Here is a 21,106-nt window from a genome sequence, read left to right on the forward strand (position 1 = left end):
GTTCCGGCAGCCGTTGACAGGTCGACAGGTGTGTCAAAGGATTCTTACCCACAGCACCGTTTTGTATGGACAATGAGCCAGGAGGGCGATCAGGAGCAATCCGATCGGAAAAAATACGAGTTCCGGAAGGTCATCGAAGATCTCAAAGATTTCGATGGCTCCGGGACACAGCTCGTGACGATCTATATTCCCGAGGACAGACAGATCAGTGACGTCGTCCAACACGTCACCCAGGAACACAGCGAAGCGGCTAACATCAAGTCAAAACAGACGCGAACGGCCGTCCAAGACGCGCTGACGAGTATCAAAGACCGACTTCGGTACTACGACGTCTATCCACCGGAAAACGGGATGGTGCTGTTTTCGGGGGCCGTCGACTCCGGTGGTGGCCGGACCGACATGGTCACGAAAGTTTTGGAGAGCCCACCCCAACCCGTCGAATCGTTCCGCTATCACTGCGACTCGGATTTCCTTACCGAGCCGCTCGAGCACATGCTGGCGGACCAGGGCCTCTACGGGCTGATCGTCCTTGACCGTCGTGAAGCCAACGTCGGCTGGCTGAAAGGCAAACGCATCGAGCCGGTCAAATCCGCCTCGTCGCTCGTCCCTGGCAAACAGCGTAAAGGTGGCCAGTCCGCCCAGCGTTTCGCCCGCCTGCGTCTCGAGGCCATCGACAACTTCTATCAGGAGGTCGCGGGGATGGCAAACGACCTGTTCGTCGCCAAACGCCACGAACTCGACGGCATCCTCGTCGGCGGTCCCTCGCCCACCAAAGACGAGTTCCTCGACGGTGACTACCTCCACCACGAAATTCAGGACAACGTCATCGGGAAGTTCGACGTCGCCTACACCGACGAGTCCGGCCTGAAAGACTTAGTCGACAACGCCGAGGAGGCGCTTGCCGACGCCGAGGTGATGAAGGACAAAAATGAGATGGAGGAGTTCTTCAAGGAACTCAACGCGGGCGACCTCGCGACCTACGGGTTCGAGCAGACCCGACGGAACCTCGTGATGGGCGCGGTCGACCGGCTCCTGATCAGCGAGGACCTCCGGAAAGACGTCGTCGTCTACGACTGTGCGGAGTGTGGGAATACGGATTACGAGGTGCTCGATCGGCGCAAGTCGACGCCGTCGCACACCTGTAGCGACTGTGGCGCCGAGGTCGACGTCACGGACGACGACCGCGAGGACGCGATCGACCACCTCATCGAGATTGCCGAACAGCGCGGTACTGAGACCAAGTTCATCTCGACGGACTTCGAGAAGGGCGAACAGCTCTACAACGCCTTTGGCGGTTTCGCCGGCATCCTGCGGTACAGTACCGGCGTCTAGGGCTGCCGACTGATCGCCTCTTGGGCGTGGCCCCTCTCAGAGCGTGCCCCGGAGATAGACCGCATTGTCGGTGATTTTCTCGATACTCCCTTCGTCAAGCGGATGTGCCTCGTCGCTTCGCGTGGCCCAACCGAGTTTTGCTTTGATCGTCCCCAACAGACTCGGATTCGGCTCGACGTACCCGTAGCCGTCACGGACGTCGACGAGGCGGCCGACCTCGGTGCCGTCCGTGTTCAGGACTCGTTTCCCTTCATCGGCTTTCGTAAGCGTATCCTCGGGCATTAGTGAGTAACTCGCCGTCTCCATGCCGATCGAACCCGGCCGTCGCCGGTAATCGAATCACTGGCACCATGGCTGCGCGCGTAATAAAGCGCAGAAATCGTTTCCCTTACCACGGCACTGTTACACGCCGTGTCGTCGATTACCGGCAAGTAGGATCCGCTTACGCCACGGACTCGTCGTTCGATTTTGGCCGTGCTCGAGCACAACAGAAGGGTTATACTGGTAGTCACGTATTACCAGTCGATCAATGGCCGAATCCCCGCCGTTTGCCGCGTCGTTCGACGACCCGCGGATCACCCCGCAGTTCTGCCGGCGGGTGACCGGGTCGGCAGGCGAGTATCTCCTTCTCGGCGTCGTCCACGACCACCCCGCAAGCGTCGCCCGCGTCGACCGTGTTCTCGAGTCAGTCGAGCCCGATACGCTCGCTCTCGAACTTCCGACGGCTGCCCTCCCGCTGTACCGCGCCTACGCTCGCGAGGGCACGGCCCAGAGCCCGCCACGGTTCGGTGGCGAGATGAGCGCTGCGATCACTGCCGCGCCCGAGGCCACGACTGTCGGGATCGATGCGCCGAACTGGTCGTTCCTGCGACGACTCGTGACGCGGTTGATCGCCGATCGGGTCTCTACGACGACGGCCCGACGCGTCATCTCGAGTCTCGGTGGGGCGACGCGGGAGGCGCTGACCTGCCGGATCGCGGCGACGCTGACCCACGCGACGTCGATGACTGTCGCCTGTGACAACCCGATCGAGTACGACTGCGCGGACGGCGATTCGCCCGCCGAGCAGGCTGCCCATGAGCGGTCACACGTCGCCAGCGTTCAGGCGCTGCTCGGCAGCGTCCAGACGGCTGACAGCGCGCTCACCTACCGCGACGAAACCCGCGAACGCTGTATGATCGACCGCCTCGAGGCGCTTCGAGCGACGACCGACGGTACCGTCGTCGCCGTCATCGGTGTCGATCACCTCGAGACGGTTGCGGACGGACTTTCCGCCTAACATCGGGCCCCCGTTCGTGCCGAGAGAGTCCTGCGTTTCGTCCCGGAAGCTGTCTGCATCGGCGTGACTTGTTGGCTTACTGCCGGAGCGAGGAAATACAGTTCCAGCAGTACGTAAACGTCTGATCGGCCTCGTTTCGGACGCCACAGTGTGGACAGCGGATCGTCTCCTCGTCGAACTCGAGGTCGCGGTCGTCCTCGAGGTCCTCGGGGTCATCGACGTCGTCGGACGAACGTGGATAGTGGTCGGGACCGGTTGGCGTGTGTGGACGTACACGATCGGGATCAGCAAACGACGGTGACCTCGCATTATCACCGTCTTCTCCCCGGACGTAGACGTAATACAGTAACAGGTGCAGGAGGGCAAACAGCACGACGTATCCGATGAGCCAGCCCCAGAGCTCCATTAGTGTGCCATAGGTTCTCAGGGCACTTGGATATTCCCTGCGTCGGGATTCCGAGACAATGAGCCGACAAAGAGTATCCGACCCGTCTAGAGGTTTCGACCGAACTCGTCGAAGACCTCGAGGTCGTCGGGGAGGTCGTACTCGAGACGGCGCTGTTCCTGCCGGTTGACGCCGGCATCCTCGATGGGGATGGCGACGTCTTCCCAGCCGGGTTTGATTTTGACGCTTTTAGCCGGTGCGCCGATGGCGATGTGATGTGCCGGAACGTCGTGTTGAACGATCCCGCGTGCGCCGACGATGGCGTTTTCGCCGACCAGACAGCCGGCACGAATCATCGCGTCGTAGGTGAGTCGCACGTCGTCTTCGACGATCGTGTGATAGTTGCGGACCTCGGTCTGGTCGACGACGTCGTGGTCGTGGCTGTAGATGTGCACGCCATCGGACACCGAGACGCGGTCGCCGATCGTGAGTTTCCCCCGGTCGTCTAGATGCACGTTGTCGTGGACGACGGCGTTGTCACCGATGGTGATGTTGTGGCCGTAGGTGAACGTGATGCCCTTGAAAAACCGGCAGTCGTCGCCACACGCCTCGAAGAGGTGGTCGGCGAGCATCCGTCGGAACCGCAGGGCGAACTCGACGTTGTCCGCGATCGGCAGACTGTCGAACTGTCGCCAGAGCCACTGGAGGTGCTTCGAACGACGGAACCGCTCCTCGTCTTTTTCGGCGTAGTACTCGCTCTCGAGGGTCGTGTTACAGGGGTCGTAACTCTGCAAGCGGACGCGTTCGGCCGGCGAGACGTCGCCGCCGTCCTGCCAGTGTTCGTAGGCCTCGCGGTCGCCGGAGAGATCGATCAGGACGTCCTCGACGACCGAACAGGTGTCTTCCTCGCTCGCCAGCCGTTGATCGACCTCGTCGATGAACTCACGCATTCCCGCCTCCGCCTCGTCGGGGAGCGAGACGTACCGCTTTGTCATACTCCGACGTATTGCCCGCCGAGTTCATAGGGGTTCGGTTGTGCGGACGCCTTGCCAGCACTCGCCCAAGCGAGGGCTGATGGGCCGCCCAGTAACGTCGTTTGCCCAGCCGGTAGCACAGGATTGTCACAGCCTGCTGCAATATTTTCTGGTATCGCCGACGCAATCGACAACGATTAAGTGGCCCGATCCGGAGGGATCGAACGAATGTCGTCCGATGGACGGAGTCGTGGTCGCTTGTCGGCTGTACTGATGGACAGTGTTCCGATTGCTCAGCCGGTCGATACGTGTCCATGATTGCCGTCCGACAGTATCTCGCGTCGATCCGCTCCCAGTGGACCGCCCTCGAGCGAGATTGGCAAAGCGTTGCCGTCGGGGCAGCGATCGTCGCACTGACTGCCGCCGTCGAGATACAGATCCCCTGGTAGCCATATGTCCGCCGACCGGTTTCTTCCGGGGCTTGTATTCCTCTGTCTCGGTGCGCTCGCCGCGCGAGCCATCGGCCTGACCGTCGGCCTCAACCACCTGCTCGTCGCGATCGCGCTTGGCTTCGTGCTGGCCAACGGCCCCGGTGTGCCCGACCGTCTCAGGCCGGGAATCGCGACCCACAAGCTCTGGCTGGGTGCCGGAATCGTCCTCATGGGCGCGTCGTTGACCCTCGAGGCGATCCTCGAGGTCGGTGCCACCGTCCTGTTTGTTGTCGTCCTCGTCATCGGTGTCACGATCGTCGTCGTTGAAACGCTCTCGCGAACCGTCTTCGGGCTCGCCGAACGTCTCGGCTCGCTGCTTGCTGCCGGGGCCGGGATCTGTGGGGTGTCGGCGGTCGTCGCCGTTGCGGGAGCGATACGCGCTCGCGAAGACCAGATCGCCTACGCGGCGGCGACGGTCCTGTTGTTCGATGCGATCACCATCGTCGTCTATCCGATCGTCGGCGAACTGCTCGGCCTCTCAGATGTCGTCTTCGGGGTCTGGGCCGGCGTCAGCATGTTCTCGACGGGGCCAGTCGTCGCGGTCGGATTCGCCCACTCGGAGGCCGCGGGTCAGTGGGCGACGATGACGAAACTCTCGCGGAACGCCCTGATCGGACTCGTCGTCCTCGCCTACGCGAGCTATTATGCGCAGACAGGAGATGGGGGTCGTCCCTCCATCCGACTGCTCTGGGCGGAGTTCCCGAAATTCGTCCTCGGCTTTCTCGCACTCGTCGTGCTGGCGAGTGCGGGCGTGTTCTCCCCGGCCCAACAGACCGCGATCGAGAACGCTTACAACTGGCTGTTCCTCCTTGCGTTCGTGGGGCTGGGTACCGAAATCAGACTCGACGAACTCCGTACCACCGGTATCACACCCGCGCTCGCGGTTCTGGTGTCGTTGCTCGTCGTCAGCGCGTTCTCGCTTGCGCTGCTCGTACTGTTGTTCTAATTTCCCGTCGGAGGCGACGGCAACACTTACAATTCCGGGTGTGACCCCTCGTTACTGCGGAATCAAGCAGGCAGTTACCCCTTCTTCAGGCTGACCACTGGGAATTTCGGCTCGAGTCCCGTCATTTTGTCCGTTCTCACACGATTCGATATCCGACTTTCGTCCGACCGTGGCGGCTGTCAGCCCAGTGTTGCTGTGTCGGCCCCCTGAGCAGTGTCCATGTGTGGAACTTACTTGCACGAACATGAGAGGCTTGCTGCTTTCGGATTGAACGCCAAAGAATTGCAGGGGAGCAAGCTGGTACAAGTCCCGAGTGAATACGGGGTGATACTCATGGAACGCACCTATTCGCGTCGTTCTGCGCTACAGCTTGCCGGAGTTGGCTCGGTTGTCTCGCTTGCGGGCTGTTCGTCTGTTCTCGGCGGCGGCTCTTCGGTTCGTATCTCGGGTGGGGTCGGCCCACTGCCGATGGTCGAAGTCTGGGCTGATCTCTACAGCGACGACACTGACACGTCGTTCGACATCTCCGGCGGCGGCACTGGTGTCGGTGTCTCCGACGTCTTAAACGGCCAGGTCGATATCGCGATGATGGGTCGCAAACCCGAACCGGAAGAGATCGATCAGGGGCTGTTCGCCGTCCCCATGCTTATCGACACCGTCGTTGCGACGGTCAACGCCGACAACCCCGTTCTCGAGGCGCTCCAGGAACATGGCCTGAGCCGCGAAGATCTCGAGGCCATCTTCACGAAGGAGGTCACGAACTGGAACGAGGTCGTCGACGCCGACGTCGACGCAGAGATCACTGTCTACGGGCGCTCGGACGCCTCGGCAGCGTACAAACAGTGGGGCGATTTCCTCGGTGGCGAGGACGACGCCTACACGCAGAGCGACCTCGAGGATCTCTCGGACGGGAACCACAACGGTGACCAGCCGGTCGCCGCCGCCGTCGGCTCGAACGAGACCGCCATCTCGCTAAACAACATCAACTACGTCTACGAGTTAGAAAGCGGCGAACTCGAGGGCGACATTCGCCCGGTACCACTCGATCACGACGGCGACGGAACGATCTCCGAGGAGGAGGACTTCTACGACACCCGCGAGGACTTTCTCGCCGCCGTCGAGGAGGGTCGGTATCCGGCCCCGCCGGCACGCGAGATGTTCCTCGCTTCCGACGGCGCATTCAACGAGGAGGCACACGACTTCGTCGAGTGGGTGCTGACTGAGGGGCAAGAGTACGTTCGAGACAACGGCTACGTCCCGCTCGAGGCGGATCGACTCGAAGAGGCACAGGACGACCTGGCCGAGGGGCCTAACTAACCGATGGCAGGGTCGACGGAGTCCAGTAGTCACCGTCTCGACCGGCGGCTGCTGATCGAACGACTGAGCAGCCGCTGGTTGCAGGGGGCTGGTTACTTCGCCATCGCGCTGTTTGCCCTGATCGTCCTGGCGTTGCTCTACCAGTCGCTGCCGCTGTTGTCGGAGTACTCGCTGGTGCAGGCGCTGACGTCCTCGAACTGGGACCCCGCACAGAATCAGTTCGGCTTCTTGCCAGCGATCGTCGGCACGATATACGTCACCGCGCTCACGATGGCGATGGGGACACCGATCGCGATCCTCGCGGCGATCTACATCGCCGAGTACGCCGAGGGACGGGCGAAGACGCTCGTCTCGTCGTTTATCGACGTACTTGCGGCGATCCCGAGTGTGATCTTCGGGCTGGTCGCGCTGATCGTCGTCGTCCCCGTCGTCGGCGACTACCTCGCGCCGGCCGTCGGCTCGAGTGCGACCGGGCTCGGGATCTTCACCGTCAGTCTCGTGATGGCGATCGTCGTTACCCCGTTTATGATCTCGCTGTCGGTCGAGTCGCTCGAGGCGCTGCCGGACGAGCTTCGGGAGTCCTCGCTCGGCGTCGGCGCGACGAAGTGGGAGACGATCCGGTCGGTGTTGTTGCGGGCTGCTGGCCCAGGTATCTTCTCGGCCGTGTTGCTCGGTTTCGGTCGTGTCTTCGGGGCAACGATCGTGCCCGCAATGCTCATCGGCGGCCAGACTCACCTGCCGAGTTCGCCGTTTGCGACGGGCCAGACGCTGCCGACGCTGATCGTCAACGATTTCGGTGAGCTGATGAGCCTGCCGTTGACCCAGTCGGCGCTGATCTTCGTCGGCCTCATGCTCGTGGTCGTCGTCTGGCTGTTCAACTTCACGGCGATGTTCGTCCGCCGGCGACTCCAGCGGAGGTGGCAGTACTGATGGACCGATACGCCAAAGGGCGGCTGTTCGGTCTGCTCGCTCGTGGCGCCGCTGCACTCGTCGTCGCCGTGATGGTGCTAGTCGTCGCCGTGACGATCTACCGTGGTGGCCGGGTCTTCCTGACCGACCCCGTAATCGCGTTCACGCCGCCGGGCTCTCGATACATGCTCGAGGGCGATGGCGGCTTCCTCCATGCCGTCCTCGGGAGTTTGTTCATTGTCGTTCCGGCGACGGTCGTCTCGGCGGTGCTTGCCGTCTCGACGGCGATCTATCTCCAGAGCGATTACTCGAGCGAGCGGTTCTCGGATCTCGTGAACATGTTCCTGAACGTGCTCTGGGGGACGCCGCCGATCGTCTACGGGGTGTTCGTCCTGACGATCATCATCGCAATCGGTGCCCGAACGAGTCTGTTCTTCGGGATCATCGCGATCGCGATCTTCCAGTACCCGATCATGACTCGCTACACCGATGAGGCGTTGCGGTCGGCTCCTGAGACGGTCAAGGAGGCGACGTACGGCCTCGGCGGGACGCGATTCGAGGCCGCACTGATGACGTTCCGCGCGGCGCTGCCGGGGATCATCGCCGGGATCATCATGGGCTTTGCTCGCGGCATCGGCGACGCCGCGACGGTGTTGTTCACCACTGGTCGAAGTACGAACATGCCGGGTGGCCTCTTCGAAGGGGCGACGACGCTCCCGGTTCTCATCTTCGATCAGGCGATGTCGTTCAACGCCGAGGTCCGCTCACACGCCTACGCGGCGTCGTTCGTCCTCATCGTTGCCGTCCTCGCTTTGATCATCGTCTCGAAACTGCTCGCCGGACGCTACGCACGCTACGCACCAGGAGGTCGCCACTCATGACAGACGCTGCACTTACCACCGACAACCTCGCCGTAACGTACACCGGAAACCGCAACGTCGAGGCGCTGAAAGGCGTCTCGATCGAGTTCCCGGCGAATCAGCTGACGGCCATTATCGGCCCTTCGGGCTGTGGGAAATCGACGCTGCTCAAATCGCTCAATCGACTCCACGAAATCCAGTCCAACGTCGAGATTTCGGGCGACGTCCTGTTGGGCGAGCAGTCGGTCTACGACACTGACGAGCCGGTGCCGGAGCTTCGCAGACGGATCGGCTACGTCCCGCAGACGCCGACTGCGCTGCCCGTATCGATCTACGAGAACGTCGCCTACGGGCTGAAAATCCACGGCGACTACGACTCGAGAGCGGAACTCGACGAGCAGGTCGAACACTACCTGCGGAAGGTCAACCTCTGGAGCGAGGTCGAAGACCGGCTCGATGCACCCGGCGCGGAGCTATCGACCGGCCAGATCCAGCGGCTCTGTCTCGCTCGCTCGCTGGCCGTCGAGCCAGAGGTCTTGCTCTGTGACGAGGTGACGTCGGCGCTCGATCCCGTCTCCGCCGAAACGGTCGAAGAGACCCTCGAGTCGCTCAAAGACGAGTATACGATCATCATGGTCACCCACAGCATGGATCAGGCAAAACGGCTCGCCGACGAGGTCGTCTTCCTCTATCTCGGCGACTGCATCGAGACGAACGACACGCGGTCGTTCTTCGAAAACCCACAGCATGAACGCACCGCGGAGTTCGTCTCGGGACACACCGTGGTCGGGGACGACGATGATGACGAGTCGGAGCCAACAGCTACCGCGACCACGGTCGAAGCCGGGCGATAGCACGACACGCCGGTCGTCGTCGGGTGCGACAGCCGGCCCGGTGACAGAATATATTTATCATCCGGGTGCGACTGGCCGACATATGTCTAATGGCGCGTTCGAGGGGTACGGTGGACGCCACGTTCCCGACCCCTTGCAGGAACCACTCGAGCAACTCGCGACTGCCTACGACGAGGTCGCCGACACCGACGCGTTCCGTTCGGAACTGCGCGAACTGCTCGAGACGTTCGCCGGCCGACCGACGCCGCTGTACTACGCAAGCAGCTTGAGCGACCGGTACGGAGCCGACATCTACCTCAAGCGAGAGGACCTGCTCCACGGCGGGGCCCACAAGATCAACAACGCACTCGGGCAGGCCCTGCTTGCCAAACAGAGCGGCCGCGATCGCATCATCGCCGAAACCGGGGCGGGCCAACACGGCACCGCGACCGCGATGGTCGGTGCGTTGCTCGACCTCGAGACGGAAATCTACATGGGCGCAAAAGACGTCGCCCGCCAGGAGATGAACGTCTTCCGGATGCGACTGATGGGGGCCGAGGTCAATGAAGTGACCCGCGGTGACGAAGGCCTCGCCGACGCCGTCGACGCGGCGCTCGAGGACTTCGCCAAGAACGTCGACGACACCCACTACCTCGTGGGCAGCGTCGTCGGCCCCGATCCGTTCCCGCGGATGGTTCGGGACTTCCAGAGCGTTATCGGCCGCGAGGCCCGCGAGCAGTTCCAGGAGCGAACGGGCGAGCTCCCCGACGCGGCTGTCGCCTGCGTCGGCGGCGGCTCGAACGCGATTGGCCTCTTTCATGCGTTCCGCGACGATGACGTGGACTTCTACGGTGCCGAAGGCGGCGGGAAAGGCGCTGACTCGAGCCGACACGCGGCCCCACTCGATTCGGGGAAAGACGAGGTCATTCACGGGATGAAAACGCGCGTGATCGACGATGACGTCGAGGTCCACTCCGTCTCGGCGGGGCTGGATTACCCCGGGGTCGGTCCCGAACACGCCATGTACCGTGCAGTCGGCCGCTGTGAGTACACTGGCGTCACCGACGAGGAAGCGCTCGCTGCCTTCCGCGAACTCAGCGAAACCGAGGGGATCATCCCAGCCCTCGAGTCCAGCCACGGCATCGCGCGGGCGATCCAACTCGCCGAAGCCGGCGACCACGAGACGATCCTCGTGAACCTCTCCGGACGCGGCGACAAGGATATGGAAACCGCGGCGACGAAATTCGATCTCTGATCGGCGTCGACCGCCACTCGAGTCGAATTTCGTTTTTTATAACGTCGAGCGAATACGGTTCGCTAGCTGTGTCGCCTCGTCGTCAGTCAGCTGCTCGCGAGACAGCGACAGCGCCACGTCGTCGGCCTCGCTTCGGGGGACGAGGTGGACATGGGCGTGGTCGACGGCCCCGACCAGTGGTCCGCTGGTGTGAAATACGCTGAACCCGTCGGGCTCGAGCGCCGTCTCCAGTGCCTGTGCAACGGTTCGAACCGTCTCGAAGACCGCGCTCGCGGTCGGGTCGTCGATCGTCAGAACGTCTTCTTCGTGGCTACGCGGGACGACGAGCGTGTGTCCCGTTACCGCCGGGTTGCGGTCGAGAAACGCACACGTCTGCTCGTCTTCATAGAGGACGTGAACCGGCTGGTCACCGGCGACGATCCGACAGAACTCACAGTCGTAACTCATACTTGAACTGTCTCGTGGACCGATATATAGCCATCCCCGTTAGCGCCGTCTTCGTTCTCGTGTCGGCGTTCCCGGATGCCTACAACAAGCCGTACGCTTCTTCGAGCGTTCGATACTGCTCGAGATACGCCTCGGCGATCGCCGAGCGATCGTAGTCGGCAAAGCGGTCATCGAACGTGCGGTGCTCGAGGTCACCCGCAGCGAGGATCGCATCCGCGAGTTCCGCCTCGCTCGTCGTTCGAAAGCCCCGATCCCAGCCTTCGACGAGTTCGTGGGCGCTCGAGTCGACGTGATACTCGACGATGCCGACACAGCCTGATGCCAGCGCCCACAGCATCTCCGTCGGGAACACACAGTGTTCGGCCGTCTGCGCGAAGACGTGTGCGCCCCGGTAGGCGGCGATGCGCTCCTCGAGCGAGCAGTCGCCGGCGAACGAAATTCGGTCGTCGATCCGGAGATCACTCGCGAGGCGTTCGTACATCGCCCGTTCGGGGCCGTCGCCGATGATGGTCGTCTGCCAGTCACGGTCCCGAAGCTCTGCCAGCGCGAGCAACAGGCTCTCGAGGTTCGCCCCCTCGTCGAGTCGGCGGGCGTAGATCACGTCGACCCGCTCGCCCGGTGGCACGTCTCGAACGCGCTCGAGATCGACCGGATTTGGAATCGTCTCGACGCGGTCGCCGTCGGCACCGCGCTCTCTGATCCACGTGGCGACGAGTTCCGACGGTGTGAGAATTCGTGCACCTCGGTTCGCTGCCAGCCGTGTCCACCGGTTGTCGTCGATTCCCCCGTCGCCGTACCACTCGGTGACCAGTGGCGCACGCGCAAGTGTTGCTCCCCAACTGGCTGCGAGGACCGCTGCCGGGGGCTGTGCGTGCACATGGACGATATCGGGGCTCGACGCGGCGAGGACGAACGGCAGCCGGATGAGAAACGACCGGCGGGCCTCGAGGCCGGTCGCGATGCCGTGGTACGTGATTCCATCTCGCTCGAGGGTCGCCCGCTCGTCGTCCCAGAACGTGGCACAGTAGCAGTGGACGTCGTGACCCCGGGCTGCGAGAATCTCGAGAACGGTCTGAAACCGCTGGTTCGTCTCGGTATCGCGGTGAGAAACCGTTTCCAACGAGACGAACGCGACACGCATATGACGCGAGACACAGTGACAGGATAAAAAATCACTTCTTTTCTCGAGTCGGCCGTTCTGACTGTCGCCCGTGTCGTCACCGGACGCTATTCGTCGTCATCGATGGAGGTCACATCAGTGACGAGTTCGGTGAGCTGGTCGATGAAGCCGTCGTCATCGTCGTCACCGTCGTCGTCATCCGCTTCATCTGCGTTGCTCTCGTCCCCGTCGTCATCATCGTCGTCCCCGTCATCATCGTCATCTCCGCCGTCAGTGTCGTCGGCGTCGTCGCTTTCGGTCGTGTCGTTCCCATCCGTGCCGTCTTCGTCACCGCCGTCGCGTTCGTCAGCCTCGTCTTCGGTGTCGCTCCCGTCATCCATGTCGTCCTCGTCGCTCGTGTCTTCGGTTTCATCGTCCTCGTCGTCTTCATCGTCGTCACGCTCTTCGGTTTCATCGTCCTCGTCGTCTTCATCGTCACGCTCCTCGTCTTCGTCACGTTCTTCATCAGCTGCCGACCCGTCGTCCGGCTCCGAACGCTCGTCTACCGAGTCGTCACTCGAGTCATCGGTATCCTCCGTCTCGGTCGGCCGCTCGTCGCCGGAACTGTCGTCCTCGCTACCGATCTCGGTCGCGTCGCCGTCGTCGACCTCACCCTCTCCACTCGAGAAGCCGGTGCCGACGGCTGCGATCGTCATTCCAAACGCAACGAGGACGACGAGGATCGTCACGAGGACTGCTGTGGTCGATGCACCCTCGTCGTCGCTCCCGCCGGTCTCTTGCATTGCTCGACGGATTCGTGTCGATGGCTTTTGTTACGCAGGGCATTCGGCTCCGTGGTGTTCGGTCGCGTCGTCGGTTTGATCCCGAGCGTTTTTCTTCCAAACCGAGTCCGGTACCCGACCGACGGGATACGGTCGATTGCGATGTAGGGGCTGCCTATCGTCCAATCTGAACCTGGTTTCACACCGGCGCCGGACATCGTGCGGCGTGTGCGCGCAGTATTTTCAGTGTCAGTGGCAGTCTCTCCTCCACACGTTGACTGTCGCCTCGAGCCACATTCACAACGGGGCCGTTGCCTGTTCTCCGCAACCCAAACGACTACCCCCTCGAGTAGCTATCTGCGTGTATGAGCTACGAGATCGACCGCTATCTCAACATCCGCAGCGCCTACGGCGCGTCGTTCGGTCCCGACGGCGACCAGCTCTCGTTTCTGATGGACACGACCGGCACCGCCCAGGTCTGGACGCTCGAGGAACCCCGCGCGTGGCCCGAGCAGCGAACGTTCTACGACGAGCGCGTGACGTTCGCTTCGTGGTCGCCCGAGCGTCCCGAGTTGATTTTCGGGATGGACGAGGGTGGCAACGAGCGCGCCCAACTGTTCCGGCTGGACGCCGAGACGGGCGTGATCGAGAATCTGACGGCGATGCCCGACGCCAAACACCGCTGGGGCGGCTGGAGCCACGACGGCGAGCGCTTCGCGTTCGCCTCCAACCGTCGCGACGAATCCGTCTTCGACATCTACGTACAGGGACGCGACGAGACCGGCGACGAAGCGACGCTCGTCTACGAGGGCGACGGCTGGCTCTCGCTGTCGGGGTGGAGCCCCGACGACTCTCGCCTGCTGGTCTCGCAGGCCTACTCGAACTTCGATCAGGACCTGTACCTGCTCGACCTCGAGGCCGACGAGCCTCCCCTCGAGCATCTCACGCCACACGAGGGCGACGTCCGCTACGGAAGCGCCAGTTGGGCTCCCGACGGCGATGGAATATATCTCGTCACCGACGAGGGCGACGCGGACACGCTGTATCTGGCGTATCTCGACCTCGAGAGTGGTGAGTTTGACACTGTGGTTGAAGGAGACGGATGGAACGTCGACGGCATCGCGCTGGACGACGAAACGGGCCGGTTCGTTTACTCGCGAAACGTCGAGGGCTACACCGAGTTGACCGTCGGCGAGTTCGACGCTGACGACCCGACCGAGTTCGAGACGTTTCCCGAGCCCGACCTGCCGGGTGGCATCTCCGGCGGCGTGAGCTTCGACCCCGACGCCGAACGCTTCGCGCTGTCGACGACCGGCGATACGGTCAACACGAACGTCTTCGTGGTCGACATCGAAAGCGGCGAGGCAGAGCGCTGGACCGACGCCCCGACGGCGGGCATTCCCCGCGAGTCCTTTTCGGAATCTGAACTCGTCCACGTCGAGAGCTTCGGCGTTGACGGACAGCGCCCGTCAGCCCGTGGGACTCCAGAGGAGTCCCACGCTGGCCTCGAGGTGCCGGCTTTCCTCACACTGCCAGACGACGCCGAGGACGGGGCCACGCCGGTCATCGTCGACATCCACGGCGGCCCCGAGAGTCAGCGCAGACCGTCGTTCTCGAGTGTCAAACAGTACTTCCTCGATCGCGGCTACGCCTACTTCGAGCCGAACGTCCGCGGCTCGGCGGGGTATGGGGCCGACTACGCCGCCCTCGACGACGTCGAAAAGCGGATGGATTCGGTGGCCGACATCGAGGCCTGCGTCGAGTGGCTTCACGACCACCCGGCCGTCAATCCCGACCGAATCGCCGCCAAAGGTGGCTCCTACGGCGGTTTCATGGTGCTCGCCGCGCTGACCGAGTATCCCGGGCTCTGGGCGGCCGGCATCGACGTCGTCGGCATCGCCAACTTCGTCACGTTCCTCGAGAACACCGGTGACTGGCGGCGCGAACTGCGCGAAGCCGAGTACGGCAGCCTCGAAGACGACAGCGAGTTCTTGGAAGAGATTTCGCCGACGAACAACATCGAGCACATCGAGGCCCCGCTGTTCGTCCTCCACGGCGAGAACGACCCGCGCGTCCCGGTCGGCGAGGCCGAACAGATCGCCGAGAAGGCGGCCGAACAGGGCGTCCCCGTCCGCAAACTGATTTTCGACGACGAAGGACACGGCTTCTCGAAACTCGAGAACCGAATCGAAGCCTACTCCGCGATTGCGGACTTCCTCGACGAGCACCTCGGTTATAGTAACGATTGAAACGATTTGGACACTGATCGCACAGCTGTCGTGCGATCAGGTATGCAGTGATGTTCAGTGGCTGTTATAGTGCGAGCGAGAACACAACCCTTGCGACAGCATGACACTAATCAGTGTCAACCACGAACACCGTGTCATGCCCCTCGTAGACAGGATACTGCGGGTCGACCTCTCTGCAGAACGGACGACGAGCAGCGAGATTCCCGAGCGGTGGCTCGAGGATTACGTCGGGGGCAAGGGCGTGGGCGCGCGCTATCTCTACGACGAACTCGAGCCGGGGACGGACCCGGAGGCACCGGCCAATATCCTGCTGTTCATGGTGGGGCCGCTGACGGGATACACGCCCGGCGAGCAGCGGTACGCGGCGATCACGAAATCGCCGTTGACTGGGGCGTTTCTGGACTCCTACGGCGGCGGAACGTTTCCTGGGCGACTGGCCGGCTCGCTTGGTGACCACCTCGGAATCCTCATCACAGGGCGTGCCGACGAGCCGGTCGTGCTGTCGGTCACAGACGGCGAGGCGACGCTTGAGCCGGCCGCGGATCTGTGGGGGTGCGACGCGGTGGCGACCTGCGGGCGGTTTCCGGACAGCGCGGTCGCCTGTATCGGACCCGCCGGAGAGAACGGCGTCCGGTACGCGACGATCGCATCCGACGGCGGTGACCACCATGCCGGACGGGGTGGTGCGGGGACCGTGATGGGGGCGAAGAATCTGAAGGCCGTCGTCGCCCATGGAGCGGCACCGAACGAGCTTGCCGACCTGCGAGATCGGTACGGCGAGGCGTTCGCCGAGAGCGACGCCGGCCGGTGGCTGGCAGCCAGTGACACCCTCGAGACGGTCGATTTCGCCAACGAGGTCGGCGTGCTCCCGACCCGCGGCTGGCAGGAAGGGCAGTTCGAAGGCACCGAGGACATCGGTATCGAGCGCGTCCGCGAGCGAGCCCACGGACGGGAGCGTCCTGATGACCTCGTCCCGGGCGGGTTTCGAGTCGACAGCGACGAGGGCGAAAGCGTTCCCCGCGGCGCGACACCGATCGTGCTCGGCGCGGGGCTCGGTATCGACGATTTCGATGCCGTCGCGACGCTGGGCGCGGTCTGTGACCGGCTCGCGATGGACGTGATCACGGCGGGCAACGCGATCGCGTGGGCGGTGCGGGCGAGTCAGGAGGGTGTGATCGACCGCGACCTCTCGTTCGGCGACGAGGCCGTCGCGCGGACGCTCATCGACGAGATTGTCACCCAGTCGACGCCGCTCGGCGAGACGCTTACAAACGGTGTCGAGGCTGCAGTCGAGCGCTTTGGCGGCGAGGACCTGATTCCGACCGTGAAAGGGATGGAGCTCTCCTCGTACGATCCGCGCGGGGCGGAGACGATGGCGCTGGCGTATGCCACGAGCGACCGCGGCGGCTGTCATCGCCGCGCTCGGCCGGTCGAACTCGAGGCGGTCGGCGACGTGCCGGATCGGAACTCTCGAGCCGACGCCGTGATCGCCGAACAGAACCGCCGGGCGGTGCTGTGGAGTCTGATCGTGGACGACTTTCTCGCGGATGTATTCGAAACGGACCACGGGGCAGAGTGGCTCGCCGCCGTCGGCTACGACCTCGAGTCGGCCGCTCTCGAGCAGGTCGGCGAACGGATCTGGACGCTCGTCCGCCTGTTCAATCTCCGTGAAGGCTTCACTCGAGCGGACGACGAGTTGCCGGCGACGCTGACGGAACCGCTCGGCGACGACTCGAGTGAGGGACCCGCAATCGATCGGGCGACGTTCGACGCACTACTCGAGCGGTACTACGCGTCTCGCGAGTGGGACCGACAGGGGCGGCCGACTCGAGCCCTCCTTCGCCGGCTGGACTTGGCGGCCGTCGTCGACGAGGCGACGCCGGTTTCGAACTGAGAACTTCGGATGACGGCGGCACACGAACGATAATCGAAGCCGGCCTGGCGGACTCGCGATGGATTCGCGTCGTCCGCGTTCACTTACTCGAGGCCCTCACGGTCGCGCAGATCCGCTCGTCGGATCTTCCCGGTCGCCGTCTTCGGCAGGTCGTCCACGAACTCGATCGCCCGCGGGTACTCGTACTGGGCGAGTCGCTCCCGGACGTGGGTTTGCAGGGTGGTCTCGAGGTCGTCCTCGGCGTCGGTATCGCGCTCGAGATCGGTTCCTTCGGCGGTGACGACGTATGCTTTCGGCACTTCGCCGCGTTCGTCGTCGGGCACGCCGATCACGGCGGCGTCGGCGACCGTGTCGTGGCCGGCAAGACTCTCTTCGATCTCCTCGGGGCCGATCCGGTAGCCGGCGCTGATGATCACGTCGTCCTTGCGACTTTTGAACCTGAAGTAGCCGTCCTCGTCGACCGTCCCGAGGTCCTCGGTGAGCAGCCAGCCGTTGCGGACCTTGCGTGCGGTGCGCTCGGGTTTGTTCAGATACGCCTTGAAACAGACAGGGTTGCCCTCGTACCGGACGGCGATCTCGCCGACCTCGCCCGGTTCGACGGTTGCTTCCGCCGTCTCGGGGTCGACGATCCGGACGTCGTGGCCCGGTGCAGCGAGCCCCATCTTCCCCTCCCGGAACTCGGCGAGGGCCGTACAGTCGCCGACGAGGAGGTTCGCCTCCGTCTGGCCGTACCCCTCGTGGACTGCCGCGCCGTCGAACGTTTCCTCGGCCCAGTCGACAATGCTCTGGCCCAGCGACTCCCCGCCGCTCGGGATGACGCGAACGGAATCGATGTCGTACCGGGCTCGAGGGTCGTCGACCTGCATCAGCATCCGAAGCGCCGTCGGCGGCGCGAAGAAGTTCGTCACCTCGTAGCGCTCGATGATCTCGAACGCCGTCTCCGGGTCGAACGGGCCGCCGTCGTAGGCGACGACCGGCTTGCCATAGTAGAGCCCCGGGATGACGACGTCGAACAGCGACGCGATCCACGCCCACTCCGCGGGCGTCCAGTAGACGTCGTCGGCCCCGCGCTCGAGGTTACAGAACGTCGTCAGAAACAGCGGCAGGTGGCCGAGCAGCATTCGATGGGCGTGGCGGACGCCTTTCGGCTCGCCGGTCGTGCCGCTGGTGTAGATGATGATCGCGTCGTCCTCGGCGTCCGTGTCGACGGTCGCGAACTCACTCGAGCGCCCTTCGATGGCATCCCAGAAGTCGACCTCGTCGACCGCTGACGGTCCCGTATCGTCGGCGTCGACGTCGCCGACGGTCAGCAACTGCTCGAGCGACGGAACCTCGGTAGCCGCCTCGCGGAGTGCTTCGACGTTCGATGCGTCGACGAGACAGGCCCGCGCGTCGCTGTCGTCGAGTCGGTAGGCGAGCGCGTCGGGGCCGAACAGCGTCGACAGGGGAACGGAGACGGCACCGAGTTTCCAGGCGGCAACGTGTGCGAATACCGTCTCCGGGCGCTGCGGTGCGTTGACGCCGATCCGATCGCCGCGTTCGATGCCGGCGTCGGCAAGCGCGTTTGCGAACTGGTCCGTTATCGCCTGAAATTCCCGGAAGCTGTACTCCTCGCGCTCGCCGTCCTCGCGCTCAGCGTAGAGGGCGACGTCGTCCGCTCGCCGACCGTGGTCACCCCAGCGGTCGCAGACGTACGCCGCCATGTTGAACCGCTCCGGAACCTCCCACTCGAACGCCTCGCGCAGGTGGTCGTAGTCGTCCCACTCCGCCTCGTCGAAGTGGTACGCCTCGAGGTGTGGTGTCTCAGTCATCGAAATTACTTGATCACGATCGGGTTGACCGGCGACCCAGTGGCGTGGACGATCTTCAGCGGTGCACCGACGTAAAGGAAGTCGTACTTCCCGTCGTCGGCGCAGTCGGCTGCGAGTTCGTCTAGTCGGTTGATCTCGTTGAACGTGACTCCCTGATCGCGCAACAGCGCGCCGTGCAGCGGCAACAGCGTCTCGGTCTCGTCGGAGACCGTTTGCTCGTTGGCGATCGTGTCGGTTCCGAACGCGGGGATCTCCATCTCGTGGAACCACTCGACGAGGTTCTCGGAGTACGTGATTCCCGGTTCGTCGAACTCCTCGCCGTAAAACGCCTCGGGGCCCTCCTCGTAGAACAACTCGATCCAGCCCGTACGGATGATCGGGATGTCGCGTGGCTGGAGCTCGACGCCCTGCTCGTCGGCACACTCGAGGAGCTCCTCGAGTTCGATCCGTTCGCCCTGGACGAGCCAGTCTTTCCCCCGATGGCGGGCGATATCGAGCAAGACACCGCGACCGACGACGCCGTGGTCGGCCATCGGCTCGATGCTACAGTGTTCTAGCCCGCCGGTCGTCGTCGTGGCGTCGAAGCCGTTGTACAGCTGCTCGTCGTACCAGACGTGGCCGAGCGCGTCGAACTGGGTGGTTCCCTGCAGGAACATGTAGATAACGTCGTCAGCGTACTCGAGGCCCCCAGCGCCGTCCAGATCGAACTTGCCGGCGTCGAAGTGGCCCTTGTCGACTTCCATGTAGTGGTCGGCACCCGACCGTCCCGGCCAGACCGGGTCGCCGTCGGGATGCCCGATCGGAATCCCCAGCGTGAACGTCTTCCCGTCTTCGACGGCCTGTACGCCGCGTAACACCTCCTCCTCGGTGAGGTAGTTTACCGCCCCCAATTCGTCGTCGGCTCCCCATCTCCCCCAGTTGCTCGGTGCGTCCTCGAGGATATCGGCGATGTCTTTGGACATTGGTACCAGTACTCACTGGCAACGATCACGAAAATAACTGTTCGGGTCGGTTACAGCTCAGTGGTCGCTACAGGATACTCGAGACGGATCGAAAAAGCCCAAGACGCTTCGGCTGGACTCGATCCGTCCGGTCAGTCGATGACGCCGGTCTTTGTCGCCACTTCGCGTGCCGCTCGCTCGTCCATGCCGTCACCAAGGATCGTGTACCGATCACGGATTTCGTGACAGGTGGTTAGCGCTTCGATAACGGTCTCGTCGTCGATGCCAAGCCCGTCGGCAGTCGTCGGGGCATCGATGCTGGCCAGCGCGTTCCGAATGTCCTGCCAGATGCCGCGTTCGCCGCCGTGTAGATATGCGGTCATGATCGAGCCAACGCCGACCTGATGACCGTGTAAGGCTGCGCCGGGGGCAAGTCGATCGAGCTGGTGTGAGAAGAGATGCTCCGAACCGCTCGCCGGTCGGGACGAGCCGGCGATACTCATCGCGACGCCCGAGGACATGAGCGCCTTCGTGACGACCCAGGACGACTCCTCGAGTCCCGGTCGAATGAGATCGGCGTTGTCCACGAGAATCTCAGCGGTCATCTCCGAGAGCGCGGCCGCGTACTCGGAGTACTCGACGTTTTTCAGCCGGTGGGCGAGCCGCCAGTCCATTACGGCGGTGTAGTTCGAAATGATGTCTGCACAGCCTGCTGTCGTGAGTTCCCACGGCGCGTCGGCCAGAATCTCGGTGTCTGCGATGACTGCAAGCGGTGGCTCGGCCGCGACGCTGTGGCGGGTGTCCCCGTCCGGGACGGAGCCACGATTACTGACGATCCCGTCGTGGCTGGCTGCTGTCGGTACCGAACAAAAGCCCATCTCGAGGTGGTAGCTCGCCATCTTGGCGATGTCGATGGCCTTTCCGCCGCCGATGCCGACGAGATAGGAGACATCCTCGGCGTCGGCGGTCTCGATGACTCGCTCGACGGCATCGAACGTCGCTTTCTCGATCGTGACGACGGCGGGCTCGACGCCGGTGGCTTCGAACGCTGCGACGATCGGCTCCGCGGCGACCTCCCGTGGCGTCGGGCTAGTCACGAACAGGGGCCGGCCCTGCAGGTGCAGATCGTCGATGACGTCGACGACTTGATCGATGACTCCGTGACCGACGACGACGTTTCGCGGCAGGCGAATCCACGTCGACTTTTCGAACATACGTGCCCTCACTCACCCGCGGGCCATGTGTTTTTCCTGTTGTCCGAACGATCGGCCCACCGCCGCCAACCGGCCGATCGGTTGCTCG

Annotated in this window: 20 protein-coding genes; 11 read left to right on the plus strand and 9 right to left on the minus strand. The window is 63.5% G+C overall.

Annotated features, from left to right (window positions below):
* Positions 1–72: 72 nt before the first annotated feature.
* Positions 73–1,332 carry a peptide chain release factor aRF-1 gene (prf1, locus tag BW940_RS15290; RefSeq protein WP_076610089.1) on the plus strand — a complete coding sequence of 420 codons (1,260 nt, stop codon included), beginning with the start codon at positions 73–75 and terminating at the stop codon, positions 1,330–1,332.
* 36 nt (positions 1,333–1,368) lie between these two features.
* Here prf1 and BW940_RS15295 read toward each other — a convergent pair whose 3' ends face one another.
* Positions 1,369–1,614, minus strand: a complete 246-nt coding sequence (locus BW940_RS15295) for a hypothetical protein (protein WP_076610168.1) — start codon at positions 1,612–1,614, stop codon at positions 1,369–1,371.
* A 247-nt stretch (positions 1,615–1,861) separates the two neighbouring features.
* Between BW940_RS15295 and BW940_RS15300 the strand changes: the two genes are divergently transcribed.
* Positions 1,862–2,611, plus strand: coding sequence for a hypothetical protein (locus BW940_RS15300; RefSeq protein WP_076610090.1), 750 nt, complete (start codon positions 1,862–1,864; stop codon positions 2,609–2,611).
* A 76-nt stretch (positions 2,612–2,687) separates the two neighbouring features.
* On the opposite strand, the gene BW940_RS15305 is transcribed toward BW940_RS15300, so the two are convergent.
* Together BW940_RS15305 and BW940_RS15310 are read right to left on the minus strand one after the other, a co-directional pair.
* Positions 2,688–3,017, minus strand: coding sequence for a DUF7577 domain-containing protein (locus BW940_RS15305; RefSeq protein WP_076610091.1), 330 nt, complete (start codon positions 3,015–3,017; stop codon positions 2,688–2,690).
* Positions 3,018–3,103: 86 nt separating this feature from the next.
* The gene (locus BW940_RS15310) at positions 3,104–3,991 is read right to left on the minus strand and encodes an acyltransferase (RefSeq protein ID WP_076610092.1); all 888 of its coding nucleotides are present in this window, start codon (positions 3,989–3,991) and stop codon (positions 3,104–3,106) included.
* Between the two features lie 293 nt (positions 3,992–4,284).
* Here BW940_RS15310 and BW940_RS22385 point away from each other — a divergent pair, with 293 nt between their 5' ends.
* The 7 genes from BW940_RS22385 (at position 4,285) to trpB (ending at position 10,581) form a co-directional block, all read left to right on the plus strand.
* Entirely contained in the window at positions 4,285–4,419 is a 135-nt protein-coding gene (locus tag BW940_RS22385; protein WP_268875550.1) for a hypothetical protein, read from the plus strand.
* A 4-nt stretch (positions 4,420–4,423) separates the two neighbouring features.
* Positions 4,424–5,407 (plus strand): YeiH family protein, encoded by a 984-nt coding sequence (locus BW940_RS15315; protein WP_076610093.1) that lies wholly within the window; start codon positions 4,424–4,426, stop codon positions 5,405–5,407.
* 333 nt (positions 5,408–5,740) lie between these two features.
* Positions 5,741–6,724 carry a PstS family phosphate ABC transporter substrate-binding protein gene (locus BW940_RS15320; protein WP_076610094.1) on the plus strand — a complete coding sequence of 328 codons (984 nt, stop codon included), beginning with the start codon at positions 5,741–5,743 and terminating at the stop codon, positions 6,722–6,724.
* Between the two features lie 3 nt (positions 6,725–6,727).
* On the plus strand, positions 6,728–7,654 hold the full coding sequence (pstC, locus tag BW940_RS15325; protein ID WP_076610095.1) for a phosphate ABC transporter permease subunit PstC: 927 nt from the start codon (positions 6,728–6,730) through the stop codon (positions 7,652–7,654).
* Complete coding sequence (locus BW940_RS15330) at positions 7,654–8,514, plus strand: PstA family ABC transporter permease (RefSeq protein ID WP_076610096.1); 861 nt, start codon at positions 7,654–7,656, stop codon at positions 8,512–8,514. The genes pstC and BW940_RS15330 overlap by 1 nt, the downstream gene beginning before the upstream one ends.
* Entirely contained in the window at positions 8,511–9,347 is an 837-nt protein-coding gene (locus BW940_RS15335) for a phosphate ABC transporter ATP-binding protein (protein WP_076610097.1), read from the plus strand. Before BW940_RS15330 ends, BW940_RS15335 begins: the two co-directional genes overlap by 4 nt.
* Before the next feature lie 82 nt (positions 9,348–9,429).
* Positions 9,430–10,581: a tryptophan synthase subunit beta gene (trpB, locus tag BW940_RS15340; RefSeq protein WP_076610098.1), complete on the plus strand. Its 1,152-nt coding sequence runs from the start codon at positions 9,430–9,432 to the stop codon at positions 10,579–10,581.
* A 36-nt stretch (positions 10,582–10,617) separates the two neighbouring features.
* On the opposite strand, the gene BW940_RS15345 is transcribed toward trpB, so the two are convergent.
* From BW940_RS15345 to BW940_RS15355, 3 genes are all read right to left on the minus strand, one after another.
* Positions 10,618–11,028, minus strand: coding sequence for an HIT family protein (locus BW940_RS15345; RefSeq protein ID WP_076610099.1), 411 nt, complete (start codon positions 11,026–11,028; stop codon positions 10,618–10,620).
* A gap of 79 nt (positions 11,029–11,107) precedes the next feature.
* The gene (locus BW940_RS15350; protein WP_076610100.1) at positions 11,108–12,169 is read right to left on the minus strand and encodes a glycosyltransferase family 4 protein; all 1,062 of its coding nucleotides are present in this window, start codon (positions 12,167–12,169) and stop codon (positions 11,108–11,110) included.
* 86 nt (positions 12,170–12,255) lie between these two features.
* Positions 12,256–12,930, minus strand: a complete 675-nt coding sequence (locus BW940_RS15355; protein ID WP_076610101.1) for a hypothetical protein — start codon at positions 12,928–12,930, stop codon at positions 12,256–12,258.
* Between the two features lie 344 nt (positions 12,931–13,274).
* On the opposite strand from BW940_RS15355, the gene BW940_RS15360 reads away from it, so the two are divergent.
* Together BW940_RS15360 and BW940_RS15365 are read left to right on the plus strand one after the other, a co-directional pair.
* Positions 13,275–15,158 (plus strand): S9 family peptidase, encoded by a 1,884-nt coding sequence (locus BW940_RS15360; protein ID WP_076610102.1) that lies wholly within the window; start codon positions 13,275–13,277, stop codon positions 15,156–15,158.
* 136 nt (positions 15,159–15,294) lie between these two features.
* Positions 15,295–17,052, plus strand: a complete 1,758-nt coding sequence (locus BW940_RS15365; protein ID WP_076610169.1) for an aldehyde ferredoxin oxidoreductase family protein — start codon at positions 15,295–15,297, stop codon at positions 17,050–17,052.
* Between the two features lie 83 nt (positions 17,053–17,135).
* Here BW940_RS15365 and BW940_RS15370 read toward each other — a convergent pair whose 3' ends face one another.
* The 3 genes from BW940_RS15370 to BW940_RS15380 form a co-directional block, all read right to left on the minus strand.
* The gene (locus BW940_RS15370) at positions 17,136–18,863 is read right to left on the minus strand and encodes an acyl-CoA synthetase (protein ID WP_076610103.1); all 1,728 of its coding nucleotides are present in this window, start codon (positions 18,861–18,863) and stop codon (positions 17,136–17,138) included.
* Positions 18,864–18,868: 5 nt separating this feature from the next.
* Positions 18,869–19,825 carry a cyclase family protein gene (locus tag BW940_RS15375; RefSeq protein ID WP_076610104.1) on the minus strand — a complete coding sequence of 319 codons (957 nt, stop codon included), beginning with the start codon at positions 19,823–19,825 and terminating at the stop codon, positions 18,869–18,871.
* Positions 19,826–19,956: 131 nt separating this feature from the next.
* Positions 19,957–21,018, minus strand: coding sequence for an NAD(P)-dependent glycerol-1-phosphate dehydrogenase (locus tag BW940_RS15380; RefSeq protein ID WP_076610105.1), 1,062 nt, complete (start codon positions 21,016–21,018; stop codon positions 19,957–19,959).
* Positions 21,019–21,106: the final 88 nt, after the last annotated feature.

The sequence above is a fragment of the Natronorubrum thiooxidans genome, from assembly GCF_900156475.1.
In the GTDB taxonomy this organism is placed as follows: Archaea; Halobacteriota; Halobacteria; order Halobacteriales; family Natrialbaceae; genus Natronorubrum; species Natronorubrum thiooxidans.

Coding starts and splice junctions, on each gene's coding strand:
- prf1 (WP_076610089.1), top strand. CDS start 73: ATGAGCCAGGAGGGCGATCAGGAGCAATCCGATCGGAAAAAATACGAG.
- BW940_RS15295 (WP_076610168.1), bottom strand. CDS start 1,614: ATGCCCGAGGATACGCTTACGAAAGCCGATGAAGGGAAACGAGTCCTG.
- BW940_RS15300 (WP_076610090.1), top strand. CDS start 1,862: ATGGCCGAATCCCCGCCGTTTGCCGCGTCGTTCGACGACCCGCGGATC.
- BW940_RS15305 (WP_076610091.1), bottom strand. CDS start 3,017: ATGGAGCTCTGGGGCTGGCTCATCGGATACGTCGTGCTGTTTGCCCTC.
- BW940_RS15310 (WP_076610092.1), bottom strand. CDS start 3,991: ATGACAAAGCGGTACGTCTCGCTCCCCGACGAGGCGGAGGCGGGAATG.
- BW940_RS22385 (WP_268875550.1), top strand. CDS start 4,285: ATGATTGCCGTCCGACAGTATCTCGCGTCGATCCGCTCCCAGTGGACC.
- BW940_RS15315 (WP_076610093.1), top strand. CDS start 4,424: ATGTCCGCCGACCGGTTTCTTCCGGGGCTTGTATTCCTCTGTCTCGGT.
- BW940_RS15320 (WP_076610094.1), top strand. CDS start 5,741: ATGGAACGCACCTATTCGCGTCGTTCTGCGCTACAGCTTGCCGGAGTT.
- pstC (WP_076610095.1), top strand. CDS start 6,728: ATGGCAGGGTCGACGGAGTCCAGTAGTCACCGTCTCGACCGGCGGCTG.
- BW940_RS15330 (WP_076610096.1), top strand. CDS start 7,654: ATGGACCGATACGCCAAAGGGCGGCTGTTCGGTCTGCTCGCTCGTGGC.
- BW940_RS15335 (WP_076610097.1), top strand. CDS start 8,511: ATGACAGACGCTGCACTTACCACCGACAACCTCGCCGTAACGTACACC.
- trpB (WP_076610098.1), top strand. CDS start 9,430: ATGTCTAATGGCGCGTTCGAGGGGTACGGTGGACGCCACGTTCCCGAC.
- BW940_RS15345 (WP_076610099.1), bottom strand. CDS start 11,028: ATGAGTTACGACTGTGAGTTCTGTCGGATCGTCGCCGGTGACCAGCCG.
- BW940_RS15350 (WP_076610100.1), bottom strand. CDS start 12,169: ATGCGTGTCGCGTTCGTCTCGTTGGAAACGGTTTCTCACCGCGATACC.
- BW940_RS15355 (WP_076610101.1), bottom strand. CDS start 12,930: ATGCAAGAGACCGGCGGGAGCGACGACGAGGGTGCATCGACCACAGCA.
- BW940_RS15360 (WP_076610102.1), top strand. CDS start 13,275: ATGAGCTACGAGATCGACCGCTATCTCAACATCCGCAGCGCCTACGGC.
- BW940_RS15365 (WP_076610169.1), top strand. CDS start 15,295: ATGCCCCTCGTAGACAGGATACTGCGGGTCGACCTCTCTGCAGAACGG.
- BW940_RS15370 (WP_076610103.1), bottom strand. CDS start 18,863: ATGACTGAGACACCACACCTCGAGGCGTACCACTTCGACGAGGCGGAG.
- BW940_RS15375 (WP_076610104.1), bottom strand. CDS start 19,825: ATGTCCAAAGACATCGCCGATATCCTCGAGGACGCACCGAGCAACTGG.
- BW940_RS15380 (WP_076610105.1), bottom strand. CDS start 21,018: ATGTTCGAAAAGTCGACGTGGATTCGCCTGCCGCGAAACGTCGTCGTC.